The organism is Collinsella stercoris DSM 13279 (assembly GCF_020735465.1).
In the GTDB taxonomy this organism is placed as follows: domain Bacteria; phylum Actinomycetota; class Coriobacteriia; order Coriobacteriales; family Coriobacteriaceae; genus Collinsella; species Collinsella stercoris.
On sequence record NZ_CP085935.1, the window covers coordinates 1,513,725 to 1,534,463 of the forward strand.

The following is a 20,739-nucleotide window of genomic DNA, read 5'->3' on the forward strand; positions in this document are numbered from 1 at the left end:
CGCTACTCCTCGTCTTCGTCGTCGCCGAACAGGCCCAGGCGGCTCTCGGTAAGGCCGGCCTTGCCGTCGCGCGCCATCACCACAAAACGCGTCACCATCAGCGCGACCTCGTACAGCGACAGCATGACCGCGTACATGAAGATGAGCGTGACGGGCGAGGCGTCTGGCGTGATGGACGCCGAGACCACGAGCATGATCACATACACGTAGCGCCATGCCGCGCGGAAGGTGGCATAGGGCACGATGTGGAACACGGCGAGGTAGAACACGATGAGCGGCAACTCGAAGGACACACCGAAGCCGATCATGAGCAGCAGCTCGGTGTTGATGAAGTCCTCGAGCTGGGGGGCGGCGGCACCGATGGTGCGCGTCTCGCCAAGCAGCCACTCAAAGGCCGCCGGGGCGATGAACATGTAGCAAAAGACCACACCCGCAAAGAACAGCACGGTGGCGATGAGCACCGTGGGCACGACCCACTTGCGCTCGTTGGGGCGCAGGGCCGGCAGGAAGAACGCCAGGATCTGCCAGATGATCATGGGGGTGCACATGGCAACGGCGACCTTGATGGCGATGTTGAACTTGATGGAGAAGCCGCCGAGCGAGGTCATGACCAGAAGCTGCTCGCCCTCCTTGAGGGCGCCGTTGATCGGGTCCTTGAGGATGTCCACCAACGTGGGGGCGGCAAAGTACATGAACACCGTGGCGACCACGAGGGAGGCCACGACGATGGTCAGGCGACGGCGAAGCTCGCCGAGATGATCCATGAGCGGCATGCGCGCGGGTCCGATGGGCATTACTGCTCGCCCCCCTTCTGGGTATCAGCAGGCACGGGCGCGGAAGCCTCGTCCCCGGTTGCATGAACGGCGCCAGACGTTGGCGCGGCCGGCCCGGCCACAGCGGCCGGCGCTTCGGTAGAGGCGGCAACCGGCTCGGTCGCAACGACGCTCGCCTCAGGCGAGACGGCATCATGCTCGACTGCGGCGGCCTTGCGCTTGCGCGGGCGGCGAGCGTACAGGTCCTCGGTGGTGAGCTGCGCGGGCTCCTCGGCGGGGGCGGCGCTGGCGGCCGACTGCGTATCGGATGCTGTGGAAGCCTCGACGGACGTGGATGCAGGCGCTGCGACGCTAGGGGCACCGGCCTCCGGGGCAACGGACGCCTGGGCGGCAGCGGCATCGCCTTCGGCCGCTTCGGCACCTGACGCCGCAGCGGCGGCCTTGGCGGCCTCCTGCTCGGCGCGCTCGGCAGCCAAGCGGGCACGGCGCTCGGCGAACGTCTCCTTGCGCGCAGGCGCAGCGGCGGCAGGGGCATCGGCGTCGGCATCCTCGTCGCCGGAAGCGGACACGGCGGTGTCGGTGGCCACAACCGGCTTCTTGGCGGCAGCCGCCATGGGGTCGACCACCTCGGTTTGCACAACGGCGGTCAGCTTTTCCTGCGTTTCGCGGAACTGACGAAGCGCCCGGCCGATGGTGCGCCCCATCTGCGGCAGCTTGTCGGGTCCAAACAGCAAAAAGCCAAAGACCAGGATGATCACGAGCTCAGTCGAGCCGATTCCAAACACGGGATACCTCCCAGGGCAGTCGAAAAGCCGGCGCGCCGCTCAACAGCGCACCGGCACATGTCGGCAATAACACCGGCAAACGCCGGCAATTGTTCAAGTATACCCCCACGCCCGCAGGGAACCCCTCGGAACACGGGTGAACGGCAAAGCCTTACGCCGCGCTGATGTCGATGTCCTTGTCCACGCCAAGCAGCTGCGCCACGCGCACCACGTTGGGCTGGGCATGCGTGATGGCAAATCCGCGGCCGCGCTCACCGGCGTGGTGCGCAGCCCCAACAAGCACGCCGATGCCGGTAGAGTCGATGTAGGCGACCTGGGAAAAATCGAGCTCGACGCGCTCGGTGGGCTGCTCGAGCGCCAGGTCGATGGCGTTGCGCAGCTTATCCGCGTTCGAGATGTCGATCTCGCCCGTCACCGCGACCACGTAGCGCTCGGGGCTGGGATTGGTGGTAATCGTGAGTTCCATGTATCACCTTTCGATGGGCTGCGACGACGGTGCGCCGCGGCTATTCGCTCAGGGCATCCAGACGCTGCTGGGCATAGTCCTTGACGCCGTACGTATCTTCCTTTTTGGCCGCGTCAAGCGCCTGCTGGTAGGCCTTCTTGGCCTTGGCGGTATCCCCGTGCGACTCGTAGAACATGCCGAGGTTCGCCCACGCGGGGGCAAAGGTGCTGTCGCGCTTGACCAGGGCCTCCAAGTCGGCGATGGCGCCCTCATGGTCGCCCGAGTAGAACACGCAGATGGCGCGGTCCACCTCGGCGGATGAGGACGAAGCCGTCGCGAGGTACTCGTCGTAGTACTCCACGGCCTGGGCAAACAAGCCGGCGGCCTGCTGCTGCGACTCCTCGTCCTGGGTGCTCTCCATGGCGGCCATGCCCATGTCGAAGAAGTTGTTCGCCCGGGTGAGTGGGTCATCCTCGCTAGCGGCGTCGTCGGCGTCGGTGCCGGCGGTCGCAGCGGCGTCACCGTCGGCCTTATCGGCGTCGGTGCCCCCGGCAACAGAGGCGGTGCCGTCCTCGTCCACGTCGATGTCCGGGTGCCCCTCCGGCATGGAGATCGAGCCATCCTCGCCGCCGTCCTGCACGGACGCCGACTGTCCGGCGGTCGCGCCAAGCTCCGCGATGGTGGCGGAGGTGCCCACCAGGTAACCGATCACCACACCCAGCACGAGCGAGACGCCCGCGATGGCCAAAACCATCCAGAACGGTGGGGCCTGACGGCCGGATGCGGGAGCGGACGGCGTGGGGGTGTTCTTGGCCTTGTCGGCCTTGGCCACCTTGGCGGCCTTCCGGTCGGGGGCGCGCTCGACCTTGGCGGCTCCTTCCGTCGCGGCGCGCGTGGCCGTGGCGGCTCCCCGCGTAACGGCAGGCTCGTCCGTGGCAGCCCCCTGCGTCGCGGCGCTTTCGTCCTTGTCGGCTTTTTTCGGCGTTGCGTTCTCGCCCTCGAACGGCACGGATTCCCCATCTGGCGCCTCGTCGGCAGAGGTACCGCCCTCGAGCGGCTCCTCGGCGCTCATCAGCTCCTGCTCGTCGTCGAAAAACTCGTCAAAGGCATCGCTCATCTAGGCGCGCTCCTCACTCGCGAGCTCGGCACTCACCAGCTTGACCGCGAGAACCAGCACGTCGAGGGCGGCGGAGAGCTCCTCGACGCTCGGATAGCTCGGCGCGATGCGGATGTTCGTGTCGCGCGGGTCCTCGCCGTAGGGCCACGTGGCGCCGGCGGGGGTCATGGTGACGCCCATCTCCTTGCACAGAGCGCCCACGCGCTTGGCGGAGCCCTCCGGACCATCAAAGCTCACAAAGTAGCCGCCGTTCGGGTGCGTCCACGTGGCGCAGCCGGTGCCGCCCAGGCCCTCCTCGAGCTTGCTCTGCACGCAGGCAAAGCGGGGACGCAGGAACTCGGCGTGACGCTCCATGTGCTCGCGCACCGCATCGAGCGTGGGCAAAAAGCGCACGTGCATGAGCTGGTTGAGCTTGTTGGCGGAGATGAGGCCGACCTTGAGCGTGCTGGCGACCTCCGCCACGTTCGAGGGCGAGGAGCCAAAGAAGGCGATGCCCGCGCCGGGGAAGGTGATCTTCGAGGTGGAGGCCACGGCCAGGATGCGGTCCTCATTGCCGGCCTCGCGCGCGAAGTCGAAGATGTTGGCGAGCTTCTCGGGCTTCTCACCAAAATCGTGCACCGCGTAGGCGTCGTCCCACACAATGCGGAAGTCGGGCGCCGCGCACTCCATGGTGGCCAGGCGGCGCACGGTCTCATCGGAGTAGGTGACGCCGGTGGGGTTGGAGTACTTGGGGACGCAGAACATGCCCTTGATGGAGGGGTCGGTGGCGACCAGGCGCTCCACCTCGTCCATATCGGGGCCGGTCTCGGTCATGCGCACGGGGATGTTCTGGATGCCCAGGTCCTCGGTGAGGCCAAAGTGGCGGTCGTAGCCCGGCGCGGGGCACAGCCACTTGACGCCCTCGAGCTTGTGCCACGGGGTGTGGCCGGGCACGCCCTTTTCCCAGTAGTGCACGATGACGTCCTGCATGATGTTAAGGCTGGAGGAGCCCAGCACGATGGTCTGCTCCGCGGGGACGCCCAGGAACTCGCCGGCAAGCTTGCGCGCGGAGGGAATGCCCTCAAAGCAGCCGTAGTTGGAGCAGTCCACGCCCTCGTCGGTAAGGTCGGCGCTGGAGCTCAGCAGGTCCAGCATGGGACGGGAGATGTCCACCTGCTCGGGCGAGGGCTTGCCGCGCGCCATATCGAGCTTGAGGCCGCGCGCCTTGACCTCGGCGACCTGGGCCTTGAGGTCGGCCAGAGCGCTGGCCAACTCGGCATCGTCCATCTTTTGATACATCGTCTGCATATCGGCCCCTTTCCTGGAGGCGAAAATGTTCGGGAGCCCAAGGGCCGTCCGGCGTTGCGGGCATGCCGCTTTGCTTCGAACCAGTATACGTGGTTTTTCATACACGTTTGTGGCGATGGACCGCCGCCCTTCACACTTCCCCAACAGACCCGCCACAGAAGTGCCACGGTGAACGGTCGCTTTCTTAAGGCGTGCGTAAGGTTGATGGGGCGCATCTATGGGCCCGCACGTCCTTTTTACCGCCATACGCTGGCGTTTCATGAAGCTGACAAAGACTCGTAAGTCTTTCTTATGGCACCAAGGAGAGGCCGGCTGGCAATAATGAAGTCAGCACCGGGGCTTAAAGCAGCGAGGCCTCGCGTGTCCGATTAGGTGGATGACGAGGAGGCCCGAGCATGCATGCTTCCAGCGATGCTAAGCGCAACCGGGCTTCCCGGTCGCCATTCAAACGTGCGAACCATTTCTCCTTCCCCCCGACACAGAGAATGGGCCTCCTCGATCCCACCACCTGCCCGCGCTCGAGCAACCAGCATGCAAACCTGGAGCGGTCGTACCGCAACCTGCTGAGCGCGCTCAACATGGCGCCCATGCAGCATCACACAGCTTAAGTGCACCACCAATACAGCGACTCGCCAAAAGGGCTCCGGCAACGGGGCTCTTTTGGTGTGCGTTGCAGGTACCTCGGTGGAGTGACCGGCGACCTGGTAGCCCAACACCGAGACCCTTTTGGTGTGCGCTGCAGATACCTTGGCGAGATCGAGCGAGGCGGCATCGCCCGGCACCGGGACTCTTTTGGTATGCGTTGCAGGTCATGCGACGCGACGACGGATACCCCTCTGACCCGGCAACAGGGCCCTTTTGGTGTACATTGCAGGTTGACCCTACGTTTGAAAGGAGCCTCGCAATGGGCGCATATCTTGGTGTGGACATCGGTGGAACCAGCGTAAAGTGGGCGTTGGTCGACGATGCATTCAACATGATCGACCGCGGTGACACCCCGACCGATTTTTCCACCAGCGAAGAAGTCGTGCAGGCGATTGTCGACATCGCGAACGCGCACGCCGGCTCGTTCGAGGCCGTGGGCGTAAGCGCGCCCGGTCTCATCTTTGAGGACGATCCCGACGGCACCATTTACCATGGCGGCGCGCTCACTTATATGCATGAGTGCCCCATCGGGCGCATCCTGCGCGAAAAGCTCGGCGTTCCCGTGGCCGTGCGCAACGACGGCAAGGCGTGCGCCATGGGCGAGTATGCGGTCGGCGCGCTCAAGGGCACGCGTGTGGGCGTGGTCATGGCAATTGGCACCGGCATTGGCGGCGGTGTGGTGATTGACGGAAACGTGCTGCACGGCACGCACTGCTTTGCCGGCGAGTTCAGCATGATGCGCAACGACGCCGCGAGCCCGCTCACCATCCCCAACACGTTCTCCGACCTCTGCGGCTGGATGGGCCTGCGTCGCTTTGTCCTGGAGGCCAAGGGCCTGGCTGACGACCCCGCTTACGCAGATGTTGACGGACGCACCATCTTTGAATGGATCGACGGCGGCGATGAGGACGCGCAGCGCGGACTCGATGCCTACGCGAACGCCTTTGCCGGGTGCCTGTTCAACCTGCAATGCGTGCTCGACCCCGACGTGTTTGCCATCGCGGGCGGCATTAGCTGCCACGACGCGCTGATCGAGGCCATCGAGCGCGCCATTGTCGAGCAGCGCAAAGCGTACACGGGCCCGCTCGACGCCATGCCTCTCCCCCGCATTACCCGCGCCACCCTGGGCAACGATGCCAACCTGTACGGCGCCGTCCAGGAAGCCCGCAAGCTCCTGGCCTAGCACTCAGGCGGGACGCCTACATGCCCCTGGACGAGCGCGCAGGCGGATTGCCCGCTCACCTCTGGCTCACCCTTGCCTGCGCGCCGACCGCAAACCCCTGCCCGGCGCGCAGGCAAGCCATCAAGTAGCTTCTGGCCTACCGCGTAAGCGGCCTATTCGCGTACTCTTAAGCCAGGAGACGCGGATGGGTTGCCTGCAAGCTCTTGGGCAAACGAACAGGCAGGCCGCCCGCATGGGGCCCTAACCGCAAGTCCGCATGGGGTCCTGCCGCAAATCGGGCGAAAATGTAACGAATTTTCCAAGGCGCCGAGTACACAGGGGTTTCAGGCTCTCGCCAACTGGGATTTTTCTGTCCCAAACAACCGTCTACTCAGGGTGTCGCGAATTTCGTTACATTTTCGCCGTTTTTCTGACACCCACGAAGCGATGCGGGCATCCGCATCCCGGATGACCTGCTTCGCGCATCGCCTCCCCCACGAACTCTCGTTGCGCATTGGGCACGTGTATTCACCTCACCCTCTGCACAAAAAGGGGACGGCCCGAAAGCCGTCCCCTTCGTTATGGACCAATGGGTCCCGCTCGTTAAGTGCGCGACGCTTAGGCGCGGCCCACGGAACCGAGGTTCTCCATGCGGATCTTGACGATCTTGGTGATCTCCTCGGCACCGGCCTTGCCCGGGTTCTTGGGATCGAAGTTGTTGGGGTTCTCGGCCATGTAAGCCATGTAACCCTTGGTGTAGGCCTGACGAAGCTCGGTGGCGTAGTTAACCTTGCAGATGCCGTTCTTGACAGCCTCGGCAACCTGCTCATCGGGCACACCGGAGGTGCCGTGCAGAACCAGCGGCACGTCGACGGCGGCACGAATGGCCTTCACGACGTCCTGGTTGATGTGGGGCTCCTCGGTGTACACACCGTGAGAGGTGCCCACGCCGATGGCGAGGGAGGTGCAGCCGGTGCGCTCGACGAACTCCTTGGCCTCGACCGGGTCGGTGTAGGGGGACTCGCCCTCGACCTCGACGTCATCCTCCTTGCCACCGACCTTGCCGAGCTCGGCCTCGACCGGAACGCCCATGGCGGCGCCGGCGTCGGCAACGAGCTTGGTGAGGGCGATGTTGTCCTCGAAGGACTCATGAGAGCCGTCGATCATGACGGAGGTGTAACCGGTGCGCAGGGCCTTCATGCAGCGATCGTAGCCGTCGCCGTGATCGAGATGCAGGGCCACGGGCACGGAGGCGCGCTCAGCGGCGGCCTTGACCATGCCGTAGAAGTAATCGAGACCGGTCTTCTTGATGGTGCCCGAGGTGGTCTGCATGATGACGGGGGACTTGGTCTCCTCGGCGGCAGCCAGAACGGCCATGACGAACTCGAGGTTCTCGACGTTGAAGGCACCGACGGCGTAGTGGTTCTTCTGCGCGTCGAGCAGCATCTCCTTGGTGGTTACGAGCATGAGCGATCGCTCCCTTCTGGTCCGCAGAGCCCCTGCAAACCCTGCTGTTTCACCGGCACCGTGCCGGCGCTTTTGCTGGCCTTATTGTACAAAACAGGCTATTTTCGTGCGATGATGCCTTTTTTGACGTGCGTTGCGTCGAGAAGATAACGGAAAGCCACCGCATGCCCGCCAACGCTCAACTTGTCACAGTTAAACTTGCGTTTATGGCAAAACGAAAGAGATTGAAACTTGTTTTATTTGCTAAAAAGAAACTAGAGGAAAATTAGCTCTGCACAAATCGTACACGTTTCTGACGGGAGAGCTCATGACCGGCTCCGCATCGCGCACCTTTGCCGAAGAGCGCCGCGCCGCCATCATGGACATGCTGGAGCGTGCGTCCTCGGTCCAGGTTGCCGACATCGCGCACACGTTCGGCGTGTCCTCGGTCACCGCGCGTGCTGACCTCGATGCCCTTGCGAGCGCCGGCAAACTGAGGCGCACGCACGGCGGCGCCGTCTCGCTGCACAAACGGCTCACCGTATCCGTGCAAGACCAGCGCATCAATGTGAATGTCGACGCCAAGCAAGCCATCGCTCGCGCCGCAATCGAGCTCGTGCACGACGGCGACACGGTTTTTGTCGACTCCGGCACCACGGCACTCGAGTTCGTCCGTATGCTCGACCGGCGCAGCGGCGTCACCGTCATTACGGCAGACATCACCATCGCCGATTTTATTGACGAGAGCCTCCCCGGCGTCACTGCCATCATGCTCGGCGGAGAGCTGCGTCAGGGCCATCGCTACCTCTACGGCCCGCTCACCATGGCAGCCCTCCGCACGCTGCATGCAGACCTCGCCGTCATCTGCCCGGGAGCCTTCGTCGCCAATCGCGGGTTCATGACCGATTTCCCCCAGATGGCCGAAATCAAGACGGCCGCCATCCATGCGGCGACACGAAGCACCACCCTCATGGACTCGAGCAAGCTCGGCGCGCGCGGCACGTACTGCTTCGCCGCGCTCGATGCCGTTGACAGCGTTGTGGTTGATCAAGACGAAAAAGGCGCCCTCGCGGACGCCCTCAACGCGCTTCCCGAAGACGCCAAGCGCCCCGAGCTTATGATTGCGAGTGTGTAGCCCTCATCTCAGCGGCAGGAGAGCAGCCTTTACCGCAACGACAAGAGAACGGCCCTCGCCGCAACGGCAGAAACGCAGCCTTCGCCGCGGTGTCGGGAGAGAGTACCTCACCTCGGCATCGAGAGGAACCCTCACCTCGGCGGACGAGCAGCCCGCGCCGCGGCGCATCCCAAACACGCAAATGGTCGCATAACTGGAAAAACTTCCCGATTTCGCAAAGTTTTTCCAGTTATGCGACCATCCGTGCACCCAAAGAAGCCACACGGGTTCCCCAAGTGCCGCAGATCGCCGTGAAAGAGAAGCGAAACGTGCTTGCGCACGTGAGCGACGATTGAACGGCGAAGGTGCGGCGCCCTCTTCCAAAGCGGGCCTCCACAGTGCCCGAGGTTGCCGTGAAAGAGGAGGTGCACGCCTTGCGTGCGGGCACGTGCGATTGAACGGTAAGATCGGCTTCGAAAAATGCCGCGCGGGTTTCCCAAATGCCGCAGATTCGCCCGAAGGCGAGGGCGCGGTGCACGAAGGTACATAAGCTCTCGCACTCGGGCGAAGGTGCGGCACCTGGGGAAGCCGCTAAAGCTCGGTGACCTCGACGGCGTTGTAAACCTCGTCCCACTTCTCGATGACCAGGTGACCGGTCTGCGGGTCCATGGCGTTGAGCTTGCCGCAGGTGTTACCGGTCTTGAGCACGGTCACGTCGTCGGAACCGGCGGCGATGGCGTGCGCAAAGCCCGCGATCGTGGAGTCGCCGGAGCCGGTGGCGTTCACGGCCGGGATATCCGGGGTCTTGGCGCGGTAGATCTTATCGCCGTGGAAGGCGAAGGAGCCTGCGGCGCCCATGGAGACGACAACCCACTCGATGTCGGCAAAGCGCTTATCGGCCTTGAGCGCGGCGGCAAGGTCGTTCACCTGCTCGGGCGTGTAGCTCGTGCCCAGCAGAGCGTTGATCTCGGTGAGGTTGGGCTTGAGCAGCGTGGGCTTGGACTCGGCCTCCAGCGCAGCGTCCAGCGAAGCACCCGAGGTGTCGAGCAGCACGGGAACGTTGTGGCGCACGCACTCGGCGACCATGCCCGCGTAGTAGTCGGCAGGGACGCCCTTGGGCAGGGAGCCGGAGATGGTCACGCAGTCGGCCTTGGCCACGAGCTCGGCGAACTTGGCGGTGAACGCCTCGAGCTCGTCGGCGGAAATCTCGGGGCCGCTCTCGAGCAGCTCGGTCTGATTGCCCTCGTGCAGGATGTTCAGGCAGATGCGGGTCTCACCGGCGATAGGCGTAAAGTCATGCTTGATGCCGTCGGCATCCATAAGGGAGCCCATGTAGGCGCCCATGTGGCCGCCGAGCAGGCCCGTCGCCACCACGTCGTCGCCCAGCTGGCACAGGACGCGGCTGACGTTCAGGCCCTTGCCGCCCGCGGTCTTTTTGGGCACGACGCGGTTCACGTCGTCGATGACCAGCTTATCGAGCTGATATGCGGTGTCGATCGCAGGGTTCATAGTGACGGTGAGGATCATGTTCACTCCTTTTCTCAAAGCCCACCCATGGGCTTCGGTCTTACACAATAAGGCGCTGGCTCGGCGCGGCGACGCATTCGCGGACACCGCACCGCGCACGCCCGCATGCCCCATGCGCGCCCGCAGCGTCGCGGCGCTAGAGAATCTCGATCGAGAACGTGCGGACGACCGTCTCCCCCGGAGCGGCAACCAGGCAGCCGCGCTTGTCCTCGAAGACATCGCCCTCGTCCGAGCAGGTGGACAGGCCGCCCCACGGCTCGATTGCGACAAAATCACCCTCGGGCTTGCTCCACACGATCAGGTACGGGAAATCGGGGAAGCTCACCCGGAGGCCCTTCTCCTCGCCCTTTTTGACCAGATCGACCGTACGGCTCTCCAGCACATCGAAAATGGTCTCGGCAACGTCGAACAGCTCATGGCTCAACGGCAGGTCGCGACCGACCATGGGGTTGGCGCTGCGGTGCTCGACGTCGATCAGGCCGGTGGAGGGGACAGCGGTGCAGAGCTCGGCCGCCTCATCGGACTCAAAGCGAAGCGTATAGTCGCTGTATGCCTCGCCCTCGTCGAGCGGGCACGCAAACCCGGGGTGGCCCCCAATGAAGAACGGCATGTCCTCATCGCCCTTGTTGGTGACCTCATAGCTTACGAGCAGCTTGGCGCCATCGAGGGCGTAGCGCGCCGTCAGCACGAAGGGGAAAGGATATTGCTCGAGGAGCTCGGGGTGATCGTCGCTGTCCAACTTGAAGGCGACCATGTTCTCGCCCTCTTCCGCGAGCTTCCACTCCTGCTTGCGGGCAAATCCGTGACGGCCGAGCGCGATCTGCTTTCCGGAGCGCGTCACGGCGCGGTCGTCGCGCAGGCCGCCGCAAATGGGAAAGCACACGGGAGCCTGACCGCTCCACACCGACGGGTCGCCCTGCCAGAGGTACTCGCGGCCCTGGGTCTTGATGGAGGTGAACGAACCGCCCGCCGTGGTGAACGCCACCGAGAGCACGCCGTTGTCGAGGGTATAGTCCATAAAACCACACGCTCCTCTCACTCGAGAATTAGCTTGTGCAATGCTGTTTTGCATTGTAGCGTCATGCGGGTGCGCAAGGCGGGCACCACGCCGACCGGCATGGGCGAACGGCGCGGGAAAACGCAAGGAAACGCAAAGGGGAAGCAATCGCGGTGCCCAGATGATGACGTATGGGCGAAAAACCCGGGACGCAAAACAATAATCGGGCCCGATGGCAGCGGCTTCGCCCAAGAGCAACGTTGACCACCTCGACGACGGGACGCCCAAACAAAAATCGGGCCCGGTGGCTTCCGGACCCGATTGCGCGCAAACGCTACACGTTAGTCGTGATACTCGCCGCGGTCCCACTTCTCGATGAACTCATCGAAGAAATGCGGATCGGCCTGAGCCTCGGCGTCGGCCTTGTTCACGGCGTCGAGCTTTGCCACGAGCGCATCGCGCTCGGGCGTGGACTCGTACTCGGCCTCCAGGAAGGCGAGCATGATGTCGGCCATGAGGAACTCGCCGGTGATCTTGCCGCCGAAGCCGACGACGTTGGCGTTGAGCTCGCGGCGGGCGTACAGGGCGCTCGTCATGTCGCGGACCAGGGCGCAACGGGCGCCGGGCACCTTGTTGACGGAGTTGGTGATGCCGATGCCGGTGCCGCAGAGAACCACGCCGAGGTCGGCCTTGCCGGAGGCCACGGCCTCGCCCACGGCCTTGCCGTAGATCGGGTAGTGGGTGCGGGTGTGGCTGTAGGTGCCGCAGTCCAGCACCTCGTAACCGGCCTCCTCGAGGCGGTCGTGTAGATAGGTCTTCTCGTCGGTGACGATGTGGTCGCAGCCAAGTGCGATGATCTTCTTGGTCATGTTCCGTTCCCCTTAAGCCATCTTGTTGAGCATGTCGACGCGAATCTGGTGACGCCCAGCGGCGTAGTCCGCCTTGAGGAACTCGCGGGCGATCTTCTTGGCGACCTCGGAGCCGACGACCGTGGAACCCAGGCAGACCATGCGGGCGTTGTTGTGCTCGCGCGTCATGTAGGCGCTGCGCTCGTCGGAAATGTTCGCGGCGACCATGCCCTTAACGCGCGTGGCGGCCATGTAGCTTCCCACGCCATAGGCGTCGAAGCAGAAGCCCTGGGAGCCCTCATGCGCGAGCAGATCCTCGGCGACCGCCACGGCGGCGTCCACAAAGTCCGCCGCAGGATCCTGGGACAGATCGACGACCTCGTGACCGTCCTCGATCAGCGTTTCCTTGACGAGTTCCTTGAGCGGCATGCCCGCCGCATCAGAACCGATGACAACCCTCATGTTGCCCTCCTCCTTTGTCACGGCGCGCACCGAGCGCGCCCTTGATACCTCTCTCACAATAACCAACATAATCAAACAGTTTCAAACATGCAAGAACTTTTCCGAATTCACGACTATCTCGCCGAGCAGGAACGCTTCTCACCCGAGCCCGCCTGCGATTTCTACAACCGCTACGACAAGGACCTCGAGCTCTGCCAGCGATTCGGCATGACGGGCATCCGCGTCTCCATCGCATGGAGCCGCATCTTCCCCAACGGCGGCGTGGGAAGCCCCAACCCCGAGGGTGTGCAGTTCTACCACGATCTGTTCGCGAGCTGCCACGCGCACGGGGTCGAGCCGTACGTCACCTTGCACCATTTCGACTCCCCCGCCGCCCTGTACGAGAACGGCGACTTTCTCAACCCCGCGACCATCGACGCCTTCGAGGCGTATGCGCGCTTTTGCTTTGAGGAGTACCGCGCCGAGGTGACCCACTGGTTCACCTTCAACGAGATCGCCGCCGCAACGCTCAACCGCTACGTCGAGGGCACCTGGCCCCTGGGCAAGAAGGCATGCCCGCATGAATGCCTCCAGGCGCAGCACAACATGATGCTCGCGCATGCGAGGGCCGTCGTGGCGTTCAAGCACGGAGGCTACCCGGGTACGATCGGCGTCATCCATGCGCTCGAGTACAAGTACCCCTACGACCCGTGCGACCCCGGCGACATCGCCGCCGCGGCGCGTGACGATGTCCTGCAAAACCGCCTGCTGCTCGACGCCACGTTCCGCGGGGACTACGCGCCCGACACCCTGGCGATCATCGAGGAGCTGTGCACATCCTCCGGCGGCGCCATGGCAATTCCCCACGGCGACCTCGCCATCATGCGCGAGGCCGCACGGCTCAACGACTGCCTGGGCATCAATTACTACCAGAGCCGCTTCCTCAAGGCATATGAGGGGCAAAGCGAGCTGCGCCACAACGGCACGGGAGAGAAGGGCACGGGTCGGTGGCGCCTGGCGGGCGTGGGCGAGCGCGCGGTGCGGCCCGGCATCCCCACCACCGACTGGGACTGGATCATCTATCCCGAGGGTCTGTTCGATCTGCTCGTCTACATTAAGCAGCGCTACCCCAACTACAAGCAGATCTTCATCACCGAGAACGGCATGGGCTACAAGGACCCCTACAAGGACGGTTTTGTGGACGACCAGCCGCGCATCGACTACATCGAGCAGCACCTGCGCTGGCTGCTTAAGGCCATGGAGGTGGGCGTCAACGTGGGCGGCTACTTCCTGTGGAGCCTGCAGGACCAGTTCTCCTGGACCAACGGGTACAACAAGCGCTACGGCTTTTTCTACGTCGACTTTGAGACGCAGGAGCGCACGCCCAAGGCGAGCGCCTATTGGTTCAAGCGCGTTGCGGAGACCGGGCGCCTGGCATAGGCGGCATCGCCGAAGGTGCCGCGAAGTCGGGGTGGAGACCGGGGCCGGGGCTTTGGCCGGGACGTGAGCCGAGACTTTGTGGACCGGAGCCATGAATTGGGCCGGGACGGAGACCGAAGCCGGGAATCGGGCTGGACCGGGGTGTGGGCTCTGCACCACGCCGCTACAGATTCCGCGAGAGTTACCTTTCGCGGCGCAAAATCCCCGTTCGCACAAGAAAACGCCACCGAGAGTCAACTCTCGGTGGCGTTTCCCACATCGCGGCGGCCCTGTGGCGAGCATCCCGCAGCGCATCGGCCCGCGGCTCATCGGCCTCGTGACGCATCGGCCCGCGGCGCTCGAGACCCAAGCCGCAACGATCTGCGGCACATCCGTCCGCGGCGCAACGGCTTCGCGCCGCGCCCGCCCCGCACCGCATCTGCACCGCGGCGGCCCACGGCGTCCCTACTGCTTGAGGGCGCGCTCGAACGCCTTCTTGGCGCGGGCGTGGTACTCGTCGGCGCGAGGCTGGTCGCCACGGCTCTCGTACTGCAGCGCCAGCAGCTGGCACAGGCGCGCCTGCTCCGGCAACGGCGCGTCGGCCAGGGCCGCCTCCATCTCGTCGATATAGGCGGTCGAGCCGCACAGGAAGATCTCATACGTCTGCCGGCTCATCTGGGCCATCTCCTTGGAGCCGTGGGCCTCGATACGCTCGAGCATCTTGCCCGCGCCGTCCTTGTCCTCAATCTCCACGTAAAAGCTGAACGCCTTGATGGCAAGCGCGAGCTCCTGCTGCTTGGTCATGCGCAGCGGCAGCATCTCCTCGATCACGCGGACCGTGGCCTCGGTGTCGCCCATGGCCAAGCACGCGTTCAGGCGCATGAACAGGCGGTTGTACGCCGGGTACAGCACGCGCGTGATCGGACGGTCGAGCAGGGCGAGCACACTCGCGAAGTCCTGCTCCTCCATATAGTGCTCGATCTTGGCGAACGTCGAGCGCTTTTGCACCTCGACGTAGATGAGGGCGGCGAGCGCCGCCGCCAAAACGATGATGCCGATCTGTTGCATGCTCATGACGAACCAGGCTCCTCTCCTCAAGCGCCGCGCGGGTGCTCCAGCACCACCGCGGGTGTGCGGCCCACCACGAGCTCGCCGTCCACACTATACCCTTCCTCGCGGCCCTCGAGCTCGCGGACGAGCGCCGAGCGCAGCTCGGCGATGCGCTCGGCGCGGGCGGGGTCGCCGATGAGATCGACCGTCTCGCGCGGGTCCGCGTCCAAGTCGAAGTACTGCTCCACGCCCGTCTGCGTGAACCAGATGTACTTGTCGTGCGGGGTGACGATCCACTGGTTGGACTGCTCCGCATCGCGGCTGTGCTCGCCGTGCAGGTAGGCGCGGTCGAGCGGGGCGGCGCCGGTCAGCTCGCCCACAAGCGAGGCGCCCTCCACGCCCTCGGGCACGTCGATGCCGCACAGGTCGAGCAGGGTGGGCATGAGGTCCATGAGCTCGACCACGCTCTCGCTCGTCCCGCGCGCGCGGGATTGCGCCACGCGCGGGACGTTCTTGCCCACGTGCACGATGAACGGGATGCGCGTCGAGCCCTCATACGGCAGCACCTTGCGGAACAGGCCGTGATCGAACAGCATCTCGCCGTGGTCGGAACAGAACACGATCACCGTGTTGTGGTAGGTCTCGTCGTTCTCGAGCGCCGTGATGAGGCGGCCGATCTGATGATCCATGTGCGTGATGCACGCGTAGTAGCCCGCCATGGCCTGGCGGCGCAGCTCGGCGTCGCGGCAGCCGTGGATGCTGTCGAGCACCATGCCGTCGCGCTCGGTGGCCTCTGTGTTGTCCCAATCGCCCGCGGCGGGCTCGCGCAGCTCCATGTCGCGGTACAGGTCGAAGTACGTCTGCGGCGCGTCGAACGGCGGATGGGGCCGCACAAAGCTCGTCATGAGGAAGAACGGGCGCGTGCGGTCGCGCGTCTCCAAAAAGCGAACGGACTCGTCGACGGCCCAGTTGGTGGGATGCAGGCGCTCCTCGTACACCCAGGGGTGCGCGATCCACGAGTTGTTCTCCACGCCCGAGCCGTTCACATCGGCGAACTCGCCCAGCTCGTTCTTCAAAAAGCGCATGTAGTCGTCGGAGACGTTCTGGTGCATCCAATACGGCAGGTTGGCCTTGCGGTAATGGCCGATGTAGCCGTCGTGCAGGCGCATGTGCTCAAAGCCGCAGCCCAGGCGCGGCGGATGCACGTGCATCTTGCCCACCACGGCGGTCTGGTAGCCGCCGTCGCGCAGCTCCTGCGCGAGCATGTGGTCATACTCCCAATCCACGCCGTCTTGGTAGCCCACGCGCCCCGTGCCCGCGGGCGTCTTGCCCGTAAAGAGCGAGGCGCGCGCCGGAATGCAACTCGGGCACGCCGCGTAGGCGTTCTCAAACAGCATGCCGTCGGCCGCCAGCGTGTCGAGGTACGGCGTCTTGACGTCCGGATGCCCATCGATGCCCAGGCAGTCGCCGCGCATCTGATCGCACATGATGAGCAGCACGTTGGGGCGCTGCGTATTGCTTGCCATCTTGTCTCCCTTCCACACGTGCGCCCCAAGCGGGCCAAAGCCGCTCGGGGCGCCGTTTCGTTGCATCGGCCTCTACGCCAGGCCCAGGCGCTCCTTTTGCTCAGCGGGCGCCTCGTGCTCCTCAAGACCGCGCAGCAGCAGCTCGATCATGCGCTGCTCGCGCGCATCGCCCGTACCCGCCAGGTTGACGGTCTGGCCGTAGTCGGTCGCAAGGTCGAACAGCATGGTCTCGGAGACCTCCGCCAACGGCGCGCTGCCCTCGATCTGCGCGGGCTTCTTACACGGAATCTTGAACAACGGGTAGCGCGTGCGCGCGAAGTAGCGGCCGCACTCGATCTCTTCCGGGCAGTCCGACCCCATCTTCTTGCGGATGGTGTGCGGCAGCGCCGCGTACTCAAAGCAGGGCTGGTTGTCCGCCACCGGCGCGCGGAAATACGTGAGCTCGCCGTCGGTCACGTTGACCGTCATGGCGTGCACGCCGTACAGGGCGTAGTCGCGCGTGGGCGCCTCCGCGTCGGTCGCCAGCGGCATGAGGGACACGCCGCACACGTCCGCCGGCACCTCGCAGCCATGCGCCTCGAGCACCGTGGGCATGATGTCGATGGCCTGCGTGATCTGCCCCGCATGCTCACCGGCGCGGGCGCCGCCCGGGAAGTGCACGATGAACGGCAGGTGCGCCAACTCGTTGTACAGGTGCATGTAGTTCTTGCCCATGTAATCGCGCTCGCCCAGGAAGTACCCGTGGTCGGTGGTCACCATCACCAGGGTGTCGTCGAGCATGTCGTTGGCCTCGAGCGTGTCGATGAGCTTGCCGAACCAGCGGTCGGTCATCGTGACGAGCGCCTTGTAGCGGCGCTGGATGTAGGCTTCCGCCTCGGGCGTCACGTCCGTGTCGGACACGCGCTTGTACAGGGGGATCTCAAAGTAGTCGCGGTCGAGCCCCTCATCGCCGCCGTACATCTCCATGTACTCGTCCGGCACGTCAAAGGGCTCATGCGGGTCGAACGCCTCGACCATGAGGAAGAAGTCGTCGTGCCCCTTGTTGTCCTCGATCCAGTCGCATGCGGACTGGAAGGTCTTGGGGCTGGGCATGTCCTCCTCGCGCGGCCACAGCTGACGGTTCTTCTGGTACTGCTCGCGCACGCGGCCGTAGAACGTCTCGGGCATGTTGGTGGGCTCGTCGATGCGGCTCACCCACGGGTCGCCCTCCTGGCCGCGGTGGTAGTCCCACGTGTTGAACTCCTGCAGATAGCCCTCGCCACCGGTGCGCAGGTAGTGGCAGTGGTCGGTGGTGATGTGGCAGAAAGCGCCCTGCGCGCGCAGGCACTGGGGCAGCGTGACGTCAAAGGGCTCGATTGGTCCCCAGGGGCGCTCGAGGAAGTTGTAGCGCCCGGTGAGGATGTCGCGGCGGGCAGGCATGCAGGGCGCGGAGCCGATCCAGTGGTTGTCGAACACGCAGGAGCGCTCGGCGAACGCGTCCAGATGGGGCGTCTGCACGTCGGTCACGGGGTTGTAGCACGACAAGACGTCGCGGCGAAGCGTGTCCATCAGAACAAGGACGGTTCTCATTGATGTCCTTTCGGTAGGCGGATGGAAGCGGAAGCCCCGTCATCGGCAACGGGGAGCGAGGGGCACAAGGGACGGGCGAAGGGCGCCGGAACAAATACCGGGCAAGGGCTCGGGCAGGCGTCGCCGGGAAGGCGGACGCCGATCGCCAGGCCAGCGGCAGGCACCGGACCAGCGGCACGCGCCAGGCCAGCAGCACGCGCCAGGCCAGCGGCAGGCACCGGACCAGCGGCGGACACCGAGGCGCACGCCGGGCACCGGGCAGGCCAGGGGCGCCGGGGACGAAAAAGGCCCACGCCCGACATGCGGGGCGCGGGCCTCGAGCGGTTTGCCCCTTACGAGCTCGCGATTAGGCGAAGATCTTGAACGCCGGGAAGTAGTACCCGATGGCGGCGAAGACGAGGGCGAACACGATGCAGCCGATGATGATCTGCGCGGAGTTCTTGCCCTGGCCCTTCTTGAGCAGGCGGTAGCAGATGAAGGTCAACAGGACGGGCAGCGCATAGGGCAGCACCTTGTCGAGCTGGTCCTGGAGAATCAGCGGGTCGCCCTCGCCAAAGGCGAACTGAACGGCGAGCTTGAGCTTGACGGTCGTGGCGATCAGGCCGCCCGTGACCATGACGCCCAGCACGTTGGCCAGGTTACCCAGGCGATCGAAGACCTGGACGCCGGCCTTCTCCACCAGGTCCATACCCATCTCATAACCCTTGTGCAGGCCAAAGTACTTGAGCGGCCAGTAGAGCAGGTTGATGAGCAGGAACATCACGAGCGGACCCACGATGGAGCCGTTGTCGACGCACATGGAGGCGCCGATGGAGCCGGCGATGGGGAACCAGGTGAGGTTGAGCAGGGAGTCGCCCAGGCCGGCGAAGGGGCCCATGAGGGAGGTCTTGATGCCGACGACGGTGTCCTTCTGGTCCTCGTCCGTGGACTCCTCGATGGCGGCGGTGATACCCAGGATGAACGGAATCGCGATGGGGTGCGTGTTGAAGTACTCGAGGTGGCGCTTCATGGCGTTGACGCGCTGCTCCTTGGGGGCGTCCTTGTAGAGCTCCTCGAGAACCGGCGCGAAGCAATACGTCAGCGAGAGCGACTGCATGCGCTCGTAGTTGTGGGCGAACTGGCAGCCCTGGGTGCGCAGGAGCACCTTGTTCAGGGTGGAATTGGAAATCTTACCCATTAGAGATCGTACTCCTCGTCATCGTCATCGGAACCGGCAGCAGCAACGGCGGGGGCGGGCTGGTTCTTCTGACCCTCCGTGATGACATCCCAAATGCCGGCGGCGGCGCAGGCGGCCAGGGCGATGCCAACGGTGGGGACGTTCAGGAAGGCAGCCAGGACAAAGCCGAGCAGCAGGAAGATCCACATGTTCTTCTTCATCATCATGGTGAGGAGCATGGCCAGGCCAACGGCGGGCATCATGCCACCGGCGGTGGAGAAGCCGGAGAGGACCCACGGCACCTGCGTCTGCAGGAAGTTCATGATGTCCTCGATCACGAAGGAGCCGATGCCCGTGGCGATGAACACCGGAACGGCGCGGGTCAGGAAGAAGCAGAAGGCGCCGGTCCAGAAGTACTTGTTCACGGCGTTGAACTTGCCGGACTCGACGGCCTTGTCGGCGGCGTGGACGAGCGAGACGTTGGTGGTCATGACCAGGATGTTCAGCTGCTGGACGAGCGTGGCCGTGGGGATGCCGATGGCGACTGCGAGCGCGATGGCGCTGGCGGTGTCGCCGCCGCCCATGATGCCCAGGGCCGCACCCACGATGGTGCCGGAGATGACATCCGGCGGAACATAGGCGCCGATGTTGTTGACGCCGAGCCACATGAGCTCCATGGTGGCGCCGATCATGATGGCGGTCGTCATGTCGCCCAGGATGATGCCGACGCCCACGGACGCCAGCAAGGGCTTACGGAAGCCCAGGTGAGGACCGAACTGGTCCCAGGTGCACAGACCCGCCCAAATGGCGAGCAAAAGTGCCTGAAGCATACGCTCTCCTTCCCTATGCGTTCACGCTCTTTGCGCAAACCACTCCGAACCCCTCTTGCCCGGAGCTTGTTACCGTGTCTAGTAGTTCTTGAGGAGCTCGGACACCGGCTCCTTGGAATCGCGCGTGGTCGTCTGCATCCAGCACTCGACGCCCATCCCGATGAGCTCCTCGAAGGCGGCCTTCTCCTCGGCGGTGACGGACATGTTCTTGTGCAGGCGGTGACGCTCGTCGTTGAAGCGCATGCCGGAGACGTTGAGGTAGTCGAACGGCAGGCCGTTCTCATGCAGCTTGAGCGCGTCGATGGGGTTGGTAAAGAGCACCATCGTGGCCTTTTTGAGGGTGGTCTTCTTGAGGACGTCGATGAACTTGTCGACGCCGAAGACCGACACCTTGATCTCGGGGACGGCGAGGCCCGCCACGGACTTCTGCACGGGGTCGTTGGCGACCTTGTCGGAGACGATGATTGCGGACTCGATGCCAAAATCGGGGATCCACGTGGTGGCCACCTGGCCGTGAATCAGACGGTCATCGATGTCGACGAGCTTGAGTGCCATGATGTTCTCCTTATCGTTCGCACTTGCGTACTGTCTGTGGTGGGTGC

General features: G+C 64.5%; 19 protein-coding genes. 3 read left to right on the forward strand and 16 right to left on the reverse strand.

Features of this window, described 5'->3' with window-relative positions:
* Positions 1-2: 2 nt before the first annotated feature.
* The 5 genes from tatC to LK434_RS06525 form a co-directional block, all read right to left on the reverse strand.
* Complete coding sequence (tatC, locus tag LK434_RS06505) at positions 3-794, reverse strand: twin-arginine translocase subunit TatC (protein WP_006719976.1); 792 nt, start codon at positions 792-794, stop codon at positions 3-5.
* Positions 794-1,558: a Sec-independent protein translocase subunit TatA/TatB gene (locus LK434_RS06510; protein WP_227917680.1), complete on the reverse strand. Its 765-nt coding sequence runs from the start codon at positions 1,556-1,558 to the stop codon at positions 794-796. Before LK434_RS06510 ends, tatC begins: the two co-directional genes overlap by 1 nt.
* A 151-nt stretch (positions 1,559-1,709) precedes the next feature.
* Positions 1,710-2,024, reverse strand: coding sequence for an STAS domain-containing protein (locus tag LK434_RS06515; RefSeq protein WP_006719972.1), 315 nt, complete (start codon positions 2,022-2,024; stop codon positions 1,710-1,712).
* A 40-nt stretch (positions 2,025-2,064) separates the two neighbouring features.
* Entirely contained in the window at positions 2,065-3,120 is a 1,056-nt protein-coding gene (locus LK434_RS06520; protein ID WP_006719970.1) for a tetratricopeptide repeat protein, read from the reverse strand.
* Positions 3,121-4,407, reverse strand: coding sequence for an aminotransferase class I/II-fold pyridoxal phosphate-dependent enzyme (locus LK434_RS06525; protein ID WP_006719969.1), 1,287 nt, complete (start codon positions 4,405-4,407; stop codon positions 3,121-3,123).
* A gap of 904 nt (positions 4,408-5,311) precedes the next feature.
* Between LK434_RS06525 and LK434_RS06530 the strand changes: the two genes are divergently transcribed.
* Positions 5,312-6,235, forward strand: a complete 924-nt coding sequence (locus LK434_RS06530) for an ROK family protein (protein WP_006719963.1) — start codon at positions 5,312-5,314, stop codon at positions 6,233-6,235.
* A gap of 597 nt (positions 6,236-6,832) precedes the next feature.
* Here the strand turns inward: LK434_RS06530 and LK434_RS06535 are convergent.
* Positions 6,833-7,681, reverse strand: a complete 849-nt coding sequence (locus tag LK434_RS06535; protein WP_006719959.1) for a class II fructose-bisphosphate aldolase — start codon at positions 7,679-7,681, stop codon at positions 6,833-6,835.
* A 307-nt stretch (positions 7,682-7,988) separates the two neighbouring features.
* On the opposite strand from LK434_RS06535, the gene LK434_RS06540 reads away from it, so the two are divergent.
* Positions 7,989-8,795 (forward strand): DeoR/GlpR family DNA-binding transcription regulator, encoded by an 807-nt coding sequence (locus LK434_RS06540; RefSeq protein ID WP_006719957.1) that lies wholly within the window; start codon positions 7,989-7,991, stop codon positions 8,793-8,795.
* A gap of 570 nt (positions 8,796-9,365) precedes the next feature.
* Here the strand turns inward: LK434_RS06540 and LK434_RS06545 are convergent.
* From LK434_RS06545 to lacA, 4 genes are all read right to left on the reverse strand, one after another.
* The gene (locus tag LK434_RS06545; RefSeq protein ID WP_006719953.1) at positions 9,366-10,301 is read right to left on the reverse strand and encodes a hexose kinase; all 936 of its coding nucleotides are present in this window, start codon (positions 10,299-10,301) and stop codon (positions 9,366-9,368) included.
* Between the two features lie 136 nt (positions 10,302-10,437).
* Positions 10,438-11,319 carry an aldose 1-epimerase family protein gene (locus tag LK434_RS06550; protein WP_006719951.1) on the reverse strand — a complete coding sequence of 294 codons (882 nt, stop codon included), beginning with the start codon at positions 11,317-11,319 and terminating at the stop codon, positions 10,438-10,440.
* 320 nt (positions 11,320-11,639) lie between these two features.
* Positions 11,640-12,167, reverse strand: coding sequence for a galactose-6-phosphate isomerase subunit LacB (gene lacB / locus LK434_RS06555; protein WP_006719947.1), 528 nt, complete (start codon positions 12,165-12,167; stop codon positions 11,640-11,642).
* Between the two features lie 12 nt (positions 12,168-12,179).
* Entirely contained in the window at positions 12,180-12,608 is a 429-nt protein-coding gene (lacA, locus tag LK434_RS06560) for a galactose-6-phosphate isomerase subunit LacA (RefSeq protein ID WP_040360630.1), read from the reverse strand.
* 87 nt (positions 12,609-12,695) lie between these two features.
* Here lacA and lacG point away from each other — a divergent pair, with 87 nt between their 5' ends.
* Positions 12,696-14,027: a 6-phospho-beta-galactosidase gene (gene lacG, locus LK434_RS06565; protein ID WP_006719943.1), complete on the forward strand. Its 1,332-nt coding sequence runs from the start codon at positions 12,696-12,698 to the stop codon at positions 14,025-14,027.
* A gap of 444 nt (positions 14,028-14,471) precedes the next feature.
* Here the strand turns inward: lacG and LK434_RS06570 are convergent, their stop codons facing one another.
* From LK434_RS06570 to LK434_RS06595, 6 genes are all read right to left on the reverse strand, one after another.
* Entirely contained in the window at positions 14,472-15,080 is a 609-nt protein-coding gene (locus tag LK434_RS06570; protein ID WP_006719939.1) for a hypothetical protein, read from the reverse strand.
* Positions 15,081-15,100: 20 nt separating this feature from the next.
* Positions 15,101-16,582, reverse strand: coding sequence for an arylsulfatase (locus LK434_RS06575; RefSeq protein ID WP_040360626.1), 1,482 nt, complete (start codon positions 16,580-16,582; stop codon positions 15,101-15,103).
* A 72-nt stretch (positions 16,583-16,654) separates the two neighbouring features.
* The gene (locus tag LK434_RS06580) at positions 16,655-18,151 is read right to left on the reverse strand and encodes a sulfatase-like hydrolase/transferase (RefSeq protein WP_006719935.1); all 1,497 of its coding nucleotides are present in this window, start codon (positions 18,149-18,151) and stop codon (positions 16,655-16,657) included.
* A gap of 346 nt (positions 18,152-18,497) precedes the next feature.
* Positions 18,498-19,328: a PTS system mannose/fructose/sorbose family transporter subunit IID gene (locus tag LK434_RS06585; protein ID WP_006719932.1), complete on the reverse strand. Its 831-nt coding sequence runs from the start codon at positions 19,326-19,328 to the stop codon at positions 18,498-18,500.
* The gene (locus tag LK434_RS06590) at positions 19,328-20,137 is read right to left on the reverse strand and encodes a PTS mannose/fructose/sorbose/N-acetylgalactosamine transporter subunit IIC (protein ID WP_006719930.1); all 810 of its coding nucleotides are present in this window, start codon (positions 20,135-20,137) and stop codon (positions 19,328-19,330) included. Before LK434_RS06590 ends, LK434_RS06585 begins: the two co-directional genes overlap by 1 nt.
* Positions 20,138-20,215: 78 nt before the next feature.
* Positions 20,216-20,692, reverse strand: coding sequence for a PTS system mannose/fructose/N-acetylgalactosamine-transporter subunit IIB (locus LK434_RS06595; protein ID WP_006719928.1), 477 nt, complete (start codon positions 20,690-20,692; stop codon positions 20,216-20,218).
* Positions 20,693-20,739: the final 47 nt, after the last annotated feature.